11 protein-coding genes are annotated in these 12,840 nt (G+C 46.5%); 8 read left to right on the top strand and 3 right to left on the bottom strand.

The window, feature by feature from the left end; genetic code table 11:
* Positions 1–8: 8 nt before the first annotated feature.
* Together JWG45_RS10960 and JWG45_RS10955 are read right to left on the bottom strand one after the other, a co-directional pair.
* Complete coding sequence (locus JWG45_RS10960; protein WP_205279792.1) at positions 9–362, bottom strand: hypothetical protein; 354 nt, start codon at positions 360–362, stop codon at positions 9–11.
* A 284-nt stretch (positions 363–646) separates the two neighbouring features.
* The gene (locus tag JWG45_RS10955) at positions 647–1,504 is read right to left on the bottom strand and encodes an endonuclease/exonuclease/phosphatase family protein (RefSeq protein ID WP_232380642.1); all 858 of its coding nucleotides are present in this window, start codon (positions 1,502–1,504) and stop codon (positions 647–649) included.
* A 297-nt stretch (positions 1,505–1,801) separates the two neighbouring features.
* On the opposite strand from JWG45_RS10955, the gene JWG45_RS10950 reads away from it, so the two are divergent.
* The 7 genes from JWG45_RS10950 to lsa16 are packed head-to-tail and all read left to right on the top strand — an operon-like array spanning position 1,802 to position 9,654.
* Complete coding sequence (locus JWG45_RS10950) at positions 1,802–2,308, top strand: cytochrome c3 family protein (RefSeq protein ID WP_083244061.1); 507 nt, start codon at positions 1,802–1,804, stop codon at positions 2,306–2,308.
* Positions 2,309–2,326: 18 nt separating this feature from the next.
* Positions 2,327–5,392 (top strand): TAT-variant-translocated molybdopterin oxidoreductase, encoded by a 3,066-nt coding sequence (locus tag JWG45_RS10945; protein ID WP_205279791.1) that lies wholly within the window; start codon positions 2,327–2,329, stop codon positions 5,390–5,392.
* Positions 5,393–5,417: 25 nt separating this feature from the next.
* A complete protein-coding gene (gene nrfD / locus JWG45_RS10940) occupies positions 5,418–6,785 on the top strand; it encodes an NrfD/PsrC family molybdoenzyme membrane anchor subunit (protein ID WP_205279827.1) in 1,368 nt (455 codons plus the stop codon).
* Entirely contained in the window at positions 6,785–7,336 is a 552-nt protein-coding gene (locus JWG45_RS10935) for a DUF3341 domain-containing protein (RefSeq protein WP_205279790.1), read from the top strand. Before nrfD ends, JWG45_RS10935 begins: the two co-directional genes overlap by 1 nt.
* 14 nt (positions 7,337–7,350) lie before the next feature.
* Complete coding sequence (locus JWG45_RS10930; protein WP_205279789.1) at positions 7,351–7,932, top strand: c-type cytochrome; 582 nt, start codon at positions 7,351–7,353, stop codon at positions 7,930–7,932.
* A gap of 5 nt (positions 7,933–7,937) precedes the next feature.
* Positions 7,938–9,161 (top strand): cation-translocating P-type ATPase, encoded by a 1,224-nt coding sequence (locus tag JWG45_RS10925; protein ID WP_205279788.1) that lies wholly within the window; start codon positions 7,938–7,940, stop codon positions 9,159–9,161.
* Between the two features lie 13 nt (positions 9,162–9,174).
* On the top strand, positions 9,175–9,654 hold the full coding sequence (gene lsa16 / locus JWG45_RS10920; protein ID WP_205279787.1) for an E-cadherin-binding lipoprotein adhesin Lsa16: 480 nt from the start codon (positions 9,175–9,177) through the stop codon (positions 9,652–9,654).
* A 264-nt stretch (positions 9,655–9,918) separates the two neighbouring features.
* Here the strand turns inward: lsa16 and JWG45_RS10915 are convergent, their stop codons facing one another.
* Entirely contained in the window at positions 9,919–10,122 is a 204-nt protein-coding gene (locus tag JWG45_RS10915) for a hypothetical protein (protein WP_205279786.1), read from the bottom strand.
* A gap of 479 nt (positions 10,123–10,601) precedes the next feature.
* On the opposite strand from JWG45_RS10915, the gene JWG45_RS10910 reads away from it, so the two are divergent.
* Positions 10,602–12,533, top strand: a complete 1,932-nt coding sequence (locus JWG45_RS10910; RefSeq protein ID WP_205279785.1) for a putative Ig domain-containing protein — start codon at positions 10,602–10,604, stop codon at positions 12,531–12,533.
* Positions 12,534–12,840 lie beyond the last annotated feature (307 nt).

Below are 12,840 nucleotides of genomic sequence, written 5' to 3'. Positions count from 1 at the left end.
TTTGAATTTTACTTTTTCTTTTTTTGTGACATCGAATCCGCTTCAAAAATATTTTTGTCCCATCCGCGGAAGTCGTAATACTTTGTTTTGGGTTCACCCGTCCAGCCGTGGATTCCTTTTTTTGGAAGAACGATCGCGTGGATATAGATAACGGGTAAAAGTGATAAGGCTAAAAGGAGAAAAGAGAACGTCCTTCCGAAGTAAATGGAAGTAAGGATGATGATCAGGAGAGTGAGAATATACTTTCCCAGTTTTCTCCAACTGGGGCCTCTTTCTTCGAAATGCCCTAAGAAAATATGTCCTAACAAAAAGAAAATGGTCACGACCGACACTTCTAACCATAACGAATCCGTATTCCACATTCTTTTGATTCTCCTTAACGTTTGTATCCAGTCAACCGCATAGATGGCTTAAACCCGACTGGAAAAAGCCCAAATTGAGACCGTAAACTTACTTTTTCTTGCGAATTTTTGATCGATTCCTCGAAACGTTACGCGAAAGCGCGCCCAAAATCGAACTTCCGCAAAAAACAATCCGATTTCTACTTGAGGGCGATCGAAATTCAGAACCGTTCTTTTTTTAAAAAAAAATCTCATCCGGAACGGGAATTTCGGAAAAATCAGATCGAAAAATCCGGTTGGAAATCTCATTCGAGTGCGATTTCTAAAACCACGGGGCAGTGATCGGATAGGCCGTTCTCGCTTTCCGGGATTCCGTCAAAGTCTCCGTCGTCCTCCATAAAGGGAATTTGTTCGAAGGCCGCGTTGGAAATTGAAAGGTCCGTCAGGATAAAATCGATTAAGGATTTGTGTCCCCAGCAAAGTTGTTTCGCATAACGTCCCGGATTTTTCAAATCCAAACCTTCCGAAAGAAATTTCCAAGCCTTTTTGTCCTTCCCGAGAGAAACGTTCATATCCCCGAGCAAAAAATACTTCTTTTTGCGTTTTAGAATTTCGTTTAACGTTTGGAGTTGTCTATATCGAAGATCGCGGGCTTTTTCGGAATGACCGGCTTTGAGGTGGACGTTTAGAAAAGAGTAGGTAGTTTTCCCGATGGAAACTTTCAGCTCGATTCCGCTTCTTGCTCCGGGCTCTAAGGAAAGTTCGGGATAAAGAAGAATCTCGTGAGAGACGAATTTCTTCTTCCAACAGATTCCCACTTCTTGTTGATAACCGGGAGTTTTTGTCACGGAGCAAAGATAAGAATTCGGAAGAATTTTGAGAACCGCGGCCTCATTCTCCACTTCCTGAAGCGCTAAAATATCCGGATCGATCTTGGAAAGATGGGTTTTGATTTTTTCAAAGTCGGATTCTTTTCTTGGAATTCTTCCTTTAGGAAATTTTTTCCGGTCTTCGATCTCGTCATAGAGAAACATCGCGTTGAAACTCGCGAGTTTTAGTTTTAAATTCTGTGCCTTGAGCGACTCCGCAGCGAGGAGAACAGCAAAAAAGAGAAGGATCTTCCCGGAAATTCGAACGATCCCAAAAGTTGGAGAATGAAGCATGGAAAGAAGAACTCCTTAGACAGTCCAAGTTCTTGAACTTTCCATTTTTTAAATCCAAGTTTTCACAAAAAAAGTAGATTTTTCTCCGTTCCGTCGCCTGGCTACGCTCGGATTTTTTTTTAACTTTCAGAACTTTTTTTAAAACAGATGAAACTTTTGTAATTGATTTTAATTCTCAAATAGCCTTCAAAATAAACGCAAAGAAAAGGCCCTGGATCTTCGTTTACTTGCAATTTTTCACAGAGACAAAAATCCTGTTACCAATACCAATATTGGATTCATAGGGACTTCATACGAATGAATAACAGAGCACTGAAACTTTCGGTACCGCTCATTGCCATCGCGGCCGTAGCGTATCTGATTTTCTCTCCCTCCAAGTATGTTGGGTATGCGCCCGATCAGCCTATACCCTTCAATCATAAGATACATGCCGGAGATAATAAGATAGACTGTAAGTACTGTCACACCGGGGTAGAAACCTCAGCACACGCCACAGTCCCCTCCACATCAACTTGCATGAACTGCCACTCTCTTGTAGCAACTTCCAAACCCCTAATCAAGACGCTTACAAAATCGTATAACGAAAACAAGCCGCTTGAATGGGTGAAGGTGCACGATATGCCGGATCACGTTCAATTCAATCACTCTCGTCACATTTCGAGAGGAGTGGATTGTTCTCAGTGTCATGGAAACGTAGCGGAGATGGTCAAAGTGAAACAAGTCGCATCCCTGAATATGGGATACTGCGTGGATTGTCACAGAGAGAACAACGCACCAACCGACTGTTCAACCTGCCACAGATAACCGGGAGTAATACTAAGCATGGATCAAAAAAATTTCCAAAAAGAAAAGAAGGCTCACTGGCTCTCTTATGATCTCAGAGACAAAGACGAAGAAGTTAAGGAAATGCAAAAAGCGGAATTCTTTACTTCTCCGGATCCTTTGATCGCAAGAATTAAGTCGGGAGAATTCGATCGCAAATCCTTTCTCAAATTGATGGGCGCCGGGGTCGCGATGACCTCTCTCAATTGTGTTCGTAAACCGATTGAGAAGATCGTTCCTTATGTGGATCTCAATAAGGCCGACGAAAACGCACAATATGATTTCGTAAAACACGGACATTCTTACTACTACGCTTCCGTTTATGCAGGAACCGGGATTCTAATCAAAGCAAGAGACGGACGTCCTCTGAAACTCGAGGGAAATCCCGATCATCCGGTTTCTCAAGGAGCGCTCGGCGCCGCAGGTCAGGCTTCTATCTTCGATCTATACGATCCGGACAGAGCGCAAGGACCGGCTACCATCGAAGGTGGTATTGAGGTTAAAGCCGATTGGGCGACCGTTGACGCAAAAGTAAAAGCGGCTCTCGCGGCGAACAAAGGAAAGTCGGTCGTTGTTACAAGACCGCTCGATTCTCCTTCCACCAAGTCGATCATCGGAGACTTTCTTCGCACAGTTGGCGGTGGAAAACACTACGAGATTTCTCTTACTTCTGCGGAAGAAGTTGTGGCAAAAGGGCAGGCCGCTTCCTACGGAAAGGCTCTGATTCCGAACTATCACTTCGATCTCGCGAACGTTATTCTTTCTATCGATTGCGACTTTATGGGCAATTGGCTTTCTCCCGAAGAACACCAAAAAGATTTTTCTAAAAGAAGAAATCTTCGTAACGGTGCGAAGGACGTAAACTTCTTCGTAGCGGCGGAATCCATTCCTACTATGTCGGGATCCAATGCGGATCTTCGTCTTCCGATTCGTCCCGGGGATCAAACCGCTCTCGCTCTTGCGATCGCGGCGGCTCTCGGCGAACTCGGAGCCAACACAAAAGAAGCGTTAGGCGGTGCTACCGTTGCGAGCCTCGCTTCTTCCTTAGGAGTGAGCGAAGAAAATATCCGTAAGACTGCAAAGGCTCTTTGGTCCAACAAAGGCAAGTCTCTCGTGGTTGCGGGAAGTCTCGCGGCGACGACCAAAGACGCAGTGGATCTTCAAGTTCTTGTAAACCTTCTCAACAGCGTTTTGGAAAACGACGGTAAAACCGTGGATCATTCCAATCCGAAAAAAGAAGGTTCTGCGGATTATTCGAACAATCTGAATTCTTTAGCTTCCGAGCTGAAAGGAACCAAAGTAGGCGTTCTTTTTGTAAACGACGTCAACCTGGTTTATCAAGCGGGAGAAGAATGGAAAAACCTTCTTCACCAAGCCGCGTTAGTCGTTTCTTTGAGCGATCGTGCCGACGAGACTGCGCTTGCGTCTAACGTTCTCGCGACCACCACTCATTTCCTCGAGTCTTGGGGGGATTCCGAAGTCACAAAAGGAATTTTCTCGATCCAACAACCTGCGGTTCGTCCTCTCTTCAATTCTCGTTCTTTTGAAGACAGTTTGATCGCTTTTGCGGGCGGATCTCTCGGCGGAGAAACGAGCTTTTACGAATACGTAAAAAATTCTTGGACTAAAAAACTCGGTTCTAAACAGAAATGGGAAGACCTCTTAAGAATCGGAACCACCGTAAAGGCGTCCGATCGTAAGAAGTCCGCCGGTTCTTCTCGGAACTTCAACCGTTCCGCTCTTAAAAAAATCGCTTCTCCTTCTGCGGGGCTCAAACTCGCGTTGTATGAAACCTCTGCGATCGGAGACGGTAGAGCCGCGAACAATTCTCAGCTCCAAGAACTTCCGGATCCGGTAACCAAAGTTACCTGGGACAACTACATTCTTCTTTCTCCCGCTCTTGCAAAAGAAAAGGGAATTTCTTCCAACGACGTTCTGGTTTTAAAAACCGGAAACAAAACGATCGAACTTCCCGCGCAGATCCAACCTGGAATGCACAAAGAAGCGATCGGTGTTGCGGTCGGTTACGGAAGAACTGCTGCGGGCGCCGTTGGAACCGGAGTTGGTAAGAATGCGTATGTTCTTTCCGAAAACGGTGTCTATTCCGGTCTCGCAGTCACTTCTCTGGAGAAAACAGGAAAGACTTACAAGTTGGCTTGCACGCAACACCACCACATGTTGTCTCCCGGTTTTAACTACCCGGATCGTCCGCTCGTTCAATCCACTTCCATTGAAGAATATCGTAAAAACCCAGCTTCCGGCAAGGCAGCTTCCGAGATTCCTAAGATTCTTAAAGACGGAAAACTCGTGGATGCGGTCGGAGCGAACCCGAATTATTCTTACCCCGGTTACAAATGGGGAATGAGTATCGACCTTTCTTCCTGCACAGGTTGCGGTTCTTGTGTGATCGCTTGTCAGGTGGAGAACAACATTCCGGTCGTTGGCCGTGATGAAGTTCGCGTGGGTCGCGAGATGCACTGGCTCCGTATCGACCGTTATTACATCGGCGAGCCGGATCAACCGGAAACTCTCCAAGTGGCTCACCAGCCTATGCTCTGCCAGCACTGCGACAACGCTCCTTGTGAAACCGTTTGTCCGGTTCTTGCAACCGTTCACAGTTCCGAAGGGATCAACGACATGGTTTACAACCGTTGTGTGGGAACTCGTTACTGCTCGAACAACTGTCCTTACAAAGTGAGACGTTTTAACTGGATGCAACACTGGTATAACGGTGCGGAAGGCGCGAAGGCTCCTCGTTATCTGGGACTCAATCCTGAAGTTACGGTTCGCGGTCGCGGGGTAATGGAAAAATGTAATTTCTGTTCTCACAAAATCGCGGAAGCGAAGATCGCTGCGAAAAACGAAGGTCGCGTTCTGAAAGACGGAGAAGTCAAAACCGCTTGCCAACAAAGTTGCGCCGCGGATGCGATCAGCTTCGGTAATACGAACGACAAAACTTCCGAAGTTGCGAAACTTTCTTCCGATCCAAGATCGTATCGTGTTCTCGAATATCTGAACGTCGGTCCTCAGGTTGCGTACCTGACCCGAGTCAGAAGCTCAATTTAATGGAGTAACGTAAAAAGCTATGTCAATGTCCAACGCAGTCAAAGAAGCCCTGGATATCCAGCCTCTCGTAACCGGCGGTAAGTCGGTTCGAGACGTTACCGAAGATATCCTTAGACCGGTCGAAGCGTTCCCCACTTCTTTGTGGTGGAAGGCTTTCCTTCTGGTTCTTACCATTACAGTCATCGACTTAGGTATCATCGGATATCTAATGTGGGAAGGTCTCTATATCCTCGGGATCAACAATCCTGTGGCTTGGGGATTTTTCATCGTAAACTTCGTATTCTGGATCGGGATCGGTCACGCCGGAACCCTGATTTCAGCCGTCCTTTATCTGTTCCGCCAAGAATGGAGAACAGGGATCAACCGCGCCGCAGAAGCGATGACCATCTTCGCCGTGTTAACCGCCGCTTCCAACTTGATCATCCACATCGGAAGACCCTGGGTGGGATTTTGGTTGTTCCCTTATCCGAACGAAAGAGGACCTCTTTGGGTCAACTTCCGTTCTCCTCTGATCTGGGATACGTTCGCGGTTTCTACTTACTTAACGATCTCTCTCGTGTTCTGGTATATCGGTTTGATTCCGGATATCGCGGCTGTAAGAGACCGTTCCAAAGGTGAGATGAAACGTAAGATCTACGACATTCTTTCTTTAGGTTGGGTAGGCTCGAACAAAGCGTGGTCTCACCTCGAGATGGTTGCGATGATCCTCGCGGCTCTTTCCACTCCTCTGGTTCTTTCGGTTCACACGATCGTATCCTTCGACTTCGCCGTATCCATTCTTCCAGGATGGCACACTACGATCTTCCCTCCATACTTCGTGGCAGGGGCGATTTTCTCCGGATTCGCAATGGTTGTGACTCTGATGGTAATCGCGAGAGAAGTGTTCAATCTGAAAGATTATATCACCATGAAACACTTGGAAAACATGAACAAGGTCATCATGGTCACAGGTTTGATCGTAGGTCTCGCTTACTCCACCGAGTTCTTCATGGCTTGGTATTCGGGTAACGAATACGAAGGTTTTGCCTTTGTAAACAGAGCTTTTGGTCCTTACGGTTGGGCTTACTTTATTATGTTTAGCTGTAACGTATTTTCTCCACAGGTATTCTGGTGGAAAAAACTCAGAACGAGCATTCCAGTTATGTTTATCATTTCTATCGTAGTAAACATCGGGATGTGGTTCGAAAGATACGTAATCGTTATGACGACTCACGCAGACTTCCTTCCTTCCAGCTGGGATATGTATATCCCAACCGTTTACGACTTTATGATGCTCATCGGAACGTTCGGAATCTTCTTCACGTTGTTCCTTCTGTTCTGTAGAATCATGCCTGTAATCGCGATCGCGGAAGTCAAAACCGTTATGCCAAGCAAAGACGGAGGACACCACTGATGTATAAACCTCATAAAGAACAATTTCATACATTTGAAGAAACGAGCGCTGGAGTATTCGGGCTCTTTGATTCTCCGGCGGAAATCATTTCTGCGGCGGCCAAAACAAAAGAGAAGAATTACACGAACTTCGATTGTTTCACTCCGTATCCGGTTCACGGATTGGATGACGCGATGGGAGTTCCACGTTCTGGTCTTCCTTGGGTGACTTTTTTCATGGGCCTTTTCGGATGCACCGTCGGTTTTGGAATGCAATATCTCACTCACAAGTTTGATTGGCCTTTGAACATCTCCGGAAAGAATTTAAACGCTTGGTTTGCCTACGTCCCAATCACGTTCGAATTCACGATTTTTATGGCCGGCGTAGGAACTGCGGCGGCGATGTTTTTCTTAACCAAACTTCCGAAAATCAATCGGAGAATTTTGCATCCCGATATCACTACGGACAAGTTTGCACTCTGGATCCCTTCTTCTTCTAAAGGATACAAGGAAGACGAAGTGGTTAGCTTTATCAAAGGTCTTGGCGGAAAGAACGTCGAGGTTGTGAAATAGGAGCAGCGACAAGAATGAAATTTACCAAATCACTGATTTTCCTTTTGGCCGCCGTTCTATTCTGGAACTGCGAGTCCAAAACGCCTCCTCTGGAATACTTTCCGGATATGGCGGATTCTCCGGCGAGAGAAGCCCAAGAAGCGGATCCGATCTCAAAAGACGGGGCCGCTTCCAGAATTCCTCCCAAGGGAGCAATTCCTGTGAATTATTTTCCATACGAATTTCTCGGAATGGACGTAACACAATTACCGAACAAAGGACTTGGAAATCCTTATAAGAATGATTTAGCGAATCTCCAAAAGGGAGAGGCGAAATATCAAACTTACTGTTCTCCTTGCCACGGCGTAAGAGGAGCAGGGAACGGAAGCATCGTAGGACCGGCGCCAAGAATCGGGTTTCCGGTTCCTGCAGTGATCTCTCCTAAGATCCAAGGGTATTCCGACGGACAAATCTATCACGTAATCACAGCGGGTTGGGGAAGAATGAAGAGTTATTCCTCACAAGTTTCTCCGGAAGACCGTTGGAAAATCGTTCTCTACGTGAGAAAACTCCAGGAATACGAGAACAGAACTAAAAAAGACGTGGCCAGGAATTAAGAATCATGGAAGTCAAAGTCGAACAAAATCTGATTAACTTTAAACTCGACTCCAAAACTCGTAGCGCCCTTTTCGGGATGATCGGGATCGGAGTTTTGAGTTTACTCATCGGGTATTTTACCCTATCACACACTCCTCCAAGACACGAGGGTGGACATTCCAATCCGGCTTGGTCCGCCTTTTTGATCGGAACCTTTTTTATCACAGGGATTTCACTCGCGGGAGTTTTTTTCACCGCGATCAGTCATATCACCGGTTCTCATTGGTCCGTCACGGTTAGGAGACTCGCGGAAGGATACGGTCTATTCTTACCGGTCGTCGCGGTTCTTTTGCTCGTAACCACCTTCGGAATTCACGATCTTTACGAATGGAGTCATGCGGACGTGGTGGCTCACGATCATCTTCTACAACACAAGAAACCTCTTTTGAATGTTCCTTTCTTTATCGTTCGAATGATTCTTTTCGGAACGGTTTGGTCCGTATTCGGATGGCTTTTTTATAAGAGATCGACGAAACAAGATCAGGATAAGGATGTAGCTCACACTCAGTTCAACGCAAGATTGGCCGGTGGGTTTCTTGTATTCTTCGCTCTTTCTTTTTCCTTGGCGTCTTTTGATTTGATCATGTCCTTAACTCCACACTGGTTCTCGACCATGTTCGGCGTGTATTGTTTTGCGGGCGCGTATCAAACCGGACTTTCCAGTCTCGTGATCATGATCTACTTTCTGAAAAAGAAAGGTTATCTCGGAAACCTCGTAAACGAAAATCACATTCACGATATCGGAAAGTTTATGCTCGGTTTCTGTACTTTCTGGGCGTATGTAGGATTTTCTCAGTTTATGTTGATCTGGTATGCAAACATCCCGGAAGAAACTTTTTTCTACGAGCAAAGACTCACGGGCGGATGGGAAGTAATCACTTACGCGCTTCCTTTTATTAAGTTTGTTCTTCCGTTTCTTCTTTTGCTGAATCGTCCAAACAAAAGAGATATCAATTCTCTTGTAAAGATCGCTCTTTGGATCGTTTTTACACAAGTGATTGAAATTTACTGGTTGGTTTTTCCCGCTAACTTCGAACACTTCAGTTTTTCCGGATTGATTCTTACATTCGGAGCGGTGATCGGTTTTATCGGATTATTCGCTTTTGTAGTTCTAAAACGTTATGAGTCTGCTCCATTGATCCCGGTTGGGGATCCAAGATTGGATCAAGCTCTTCACCATCATCAATAAAAGAGGAAGAAGAATGAAAAGAAATTTAACACTTGTTGTTCTCCTAACCGGAACGGCTCTTCTTCTGGGAGCTTGTTCCAAGTTGGCTCAGGTTACGAATCATAAGAATTGTGATCCTTCCCTGGTGAGTCCTTCTCTGAATCCTTCGGTCCCTATCTTTGCGGAAGCGGACGCGACCTCGGCTGTCAAAGAAAGGGTTGCGCCTGGAGCCGTGGTGAGAGTGTATGAGTATAGAAATCACGGTCCAAATCCGAAACCTTTTGTTCGAGTCAAGACCGAAAAAACCGAGGGTTGGATCAATCCGCGTTGTTTGGTAGTGGGTCAGGATCCTGAAAAATCGGTCTTTGCTTGGGGATCTCGTAAAGATTACGTTCCTTTTTACAATCCTGAAGATCACGAGCACTATCCAAACGGATACGAATTCCCGGATTATGCTTCTCTTCCCAAGGATAAGGTTCCGTTGGCGGAACTTGCCCCCGAACTGAAGAAGTAATTAGCAACCGTTACTACATTGGAAAGTTCCACGCCACCCGAAGAGGAGGGCGTGGATTTTTTTTGCTCAGATGCGCCTCGCCCGCGTCAAGATCATTCGAAAAATTGGAAAAACTAATGAGAACCGGCAAGTTGCCGATGTGAAATTCTTAAAGGAGTTCCTACACGGGGTTTTTTTCTTGCAAAATTAGAATTTTATGATGGGGGAAAGTCCTCCGGAGTTTTCCCGCCACCCACCCGAAATTTGCATAACCTTACCCACAAGTTAAGAGGAAATACGATGAGAATCGTATCGGGACATCGGTTTTGTAGGAGTTCTTACATGAGAATTTTTTCTTGCGAAAAGTTTGATTTTGTGGTAGAGGAAAGTTTCCGGAGTTTTTCCGCCACCCACCCCACCACCCAAGATCAGGGTGGGGCCCGCGACTTTCACGGAAGAATTGTCGGAGTTCCGACAGATTCTTTTCAAGATTCGACAAACTTGTAGGAAGGTTCTGCTACACAGTGCCTGGCTTTCGTTTTACGGGATCGTCATTGTTACGGCGGAAGGCTTTCTAAGATCCAGTTCACTTGCGGTTCAGGCAATACTGTGTAGAAGGAAGAATTTGTCCAAAAGGTATCCCTTGAGTAATTTTTCATCTGCAACGATGAATCACACGAAAATCAAAAGGTGGAATTTTAAAGAAGAAATAGAATATTTTTTGAATATTCAAAAAAAATTATACTCTTTGTTTTCGTTCATAGAACTAGCGGATTGCTTATAATCGTAGACTTCCTCAATTATAATCAGGGTTGTTGAAGGGCCGATTTTCACGTACCATCCTCTCTCAGGAAAAGCTGTAAGGAAAGTCTTACGGTAAAAGGGGGAGTGCGGTGAGAAAAAATTATTTTTTTCGTGATCGAGTCTTTTGGTGTTCCCTCCTTTGTCACTTTTTTCTTTTCGGGTGTTTGCAGGATCATTCTTCCGGACCTTTTATGGTATTGCTCGGTTATCCTACATCCTTAACGAACGAGGATCTTTTCCGATCGAACGAGAACGCTCCCACTCTGACGTATCCGGCGAGTTCGTTTCAATTCGTAAAAAACATAGCGATTTCTACGATTCGTCCGACGATCACCGGAGCTTCCACTTCCATCTCGATTTCCCCGGCTTTGCCCTCCGGTCTTACACTGGATTCGACGACCGGCGAAATTACGGGAATGCCTACGTCCAAACAAGTTGTTTCTTCTTATACGATAACGGCTTTGAACTCATTCGGTTCTTCTTCGGTTTCGATCCAGATTTCAATCGATGCACTCAATGCGGAATGGGAAAGTTTTTTAAAATCTCCGAACCCGGATATCGGCGATACAAGCGGAGGGTTTGATCTCGATCTTTCGGGAGATACGTTGGTGGTGGGAATGTGCGGGGAAGACGGCGCTCAGACCGGGATCGTTTCGAGTCCCTTTGCAGGTTTGACTTCTGTCGCGGACGACGATTCTGCGTCCGCTGCAGGAGCCGCTTATGTTTTCCGTCGCACGGGAACGACTTGGATCTTGGAAGCCTATCTCAAAGCTCCGAACACCGAGGCGAATGATCAATACGGTTGCAGCGTTGCCGTTTCGGGCGATACGATTGTGGTCGGAGCTCGCGCGGAAGACGGTGGGAACTCCACCATTGTTCATTCTCCCTTTGCTGGTCTGACTCCGGCGGGGGACGACGATTCTTTGATTAGCGCGGGAGCCGCGTACGTCTATCGGAGAACGGGAAGCACTTGGGCTTTGGAAGCGTATCTCAAAGCGCCAAATGCGGATCCCGGAGATCAGTTCGGTGTAAGCGTTTCGATTTCCGGCGATCGGATCGCGGTTGGAGCCGTTCAGGAGCGAGGAGGTCTTGGAGTGATTACACAAGCGCCTGCACCCGGTTTTACAGGAGCGACCGATAACGATTCTGCGCCAACATCGGGTGCGGTTTATATCTTTGAACGGACGGGAACGACTTGGGCTTGGGATGCCTATCTCAAAGCTCCGAATGTAGAAACGGGAGATTTATTCGGAGTCAAGATTCAAGTCAGAGGAGATACTTTGCTCGTGGGTGCGTCGAATGAGGACAGCGGAAATACGGCCATCCAGAATTCTCCTGGGCCGTCCTTGACGCCCGCCGGTGACGACGATTCTCTGAGCGGTTCCGGCGCAGTCTATGTCTTTCGAAAAACCGGTCCGAACTGGGCTTTTGAATCCTACCTCAAAGCTCCGAACGCGGACAACAGCGATCAGTTCGGCGTCAGCTTGGATCTTTCTGAAGATGGAAGTGTCGCGGTTATCGGGGCTTACAACGAAGACAGCGCTCAAACTACGATTTCAAATTCTCTCGGTCCGAATCTTACAACACTTGGAGACGACGATTCCGCGACTTCCTCCGGCGCGGTCTATGTGTTTCGAAGAAACGGAAACATTTGGGCGTTTGAAGCGTATCTGAAATCTCCGAACATCGAGGCCAGTGATAATTTCGGAAGAAGCGTTTCGATATCGGGAGATACGATCCTCGTCGGAGCCACTGGAGAAGATAGTTTTCAGACCGGAGTATTACATTCTCCCGCGACTCTTCCGGGTCCCGGAGTCGACGACGATAGCGTGTCGAATTCCGGTGCGGCGTATGTGTTTCGAAAAACATCTTCCGGATGGACCTTCCAATCTTATTTGAAAGCGCCCAATGCCGAGTCCTCGGACGCTTTCGGGATGTTGGTTTGTATCGACGGAGACTTGATGGCGGTAGCTGCGCAGAATGACGATGACGGACTCGGACTGATTTTAAACAAATCCAACGGCCCTCCTCCGACGCCTGCGACCGACGACGATAGCGTCTCGAATTCGGGGGCCGCTCATATATTTTACAAGTGATGAAAGCGCACTTCTGATCGGCTCCGTGAAAATCTTACCAAAAAGGGATCGATAATCCTACGAAGGTATTGAATCCAAAATAAGAGAATTTGAATTCTTGGAATTTTGGTCGCGTCCGGCGTGACAACGTTTAAAAAAACATTTTTCAATATAGGCCGGACCGCGCTCTCGGCTAAATCTGCAAAGCACCACAATCCAATTTTGTAATGTATGGATTTCTAAAATACGGCGGTGCATTGCAGTATATCGCCACGATCGCTCGCGATGGTGTTGGAATTATGAGACATCTCTGTTTTAAATCGTAATT

Origin of the sequence: Leptospira ainlahdjerensis (assembly GCF_016919175.1) — a bacterium.
Lineage (GTDB): Bacteria > Spirochaetota > Leptospiria > Leptospirales > Leptospiraceae > Leptospira > Leptospira ainlahdjerensis.
The sequence above is the reverse complement of the archived record's forward strand: the minus strand, read 5'-3'. Positions and strand labels throughout refer to the sequence as shown.

Bases quoted from the DNA above. Each gene is read 5' to 3' on its own strand.
- JWG45_RS10945 (WP_205279791.1), top strand. From the start codon at position 2,327: ATGGATCAAAAAAATTTCCAAAAAGAAAAGAAGGCTCACTGGCTCTCT.
- JWG45_RS10955 (WP_232380642.1), bottom strand. From the start codon at position 1,504: ATGCTTCATTCTCCAACTTTTGGGATCGTTCGAATTTCCGGGAAGATC.
- JWG45_RS10960 (WP_205279792.1), bottom strand. From the start codon at position 362: ATGTGGAATACGGATTCGTTATGGTTAGAAGTGTCGGTCGTGACCATT.
- nrfD (WP_205279827.1), top strand. From the start codon at position 5,418: ATGTCCAACGCAGTCAAAGAAGCCCTGGATATCCAGCCTCTCGTAACC.
- lsa16 (WP_205279787.1), top strand. From the start codon at position 9,175: ATGAAAAGAAATTTAACACTTGTTGTTCTCCTAACCGGAACGGCTCTT.
- JWG45_RS10950 (WP_083244061.1), top strand. From the start codon at position 1,802: ATGAATAACAGAGCACTGAAACTTTCGGTACCGCTCATTGCCATCGCG.
- JWG45_RS10935 (WP_205279790.1), top strand. From the start codon at position 6,785: ATGTATAAACCTCATAAAGAACAATTTCATACATTTGAAGAAACGAGC.
- JWG45_RS10925 (WP_205279788.1), top strand. From the start codon at position 7,938: ATGGAAGTCAAAGTCGAACAAAATCTGATTAACTTTAAACTCGACTCC.
- JWG45_RS10930 (WP_205279789.1), top strand. From the start codon at position 7,351: ATGAAATTTACCAAATCACTGATTTTCCTTTTGGCCGCCGTTCTATTC.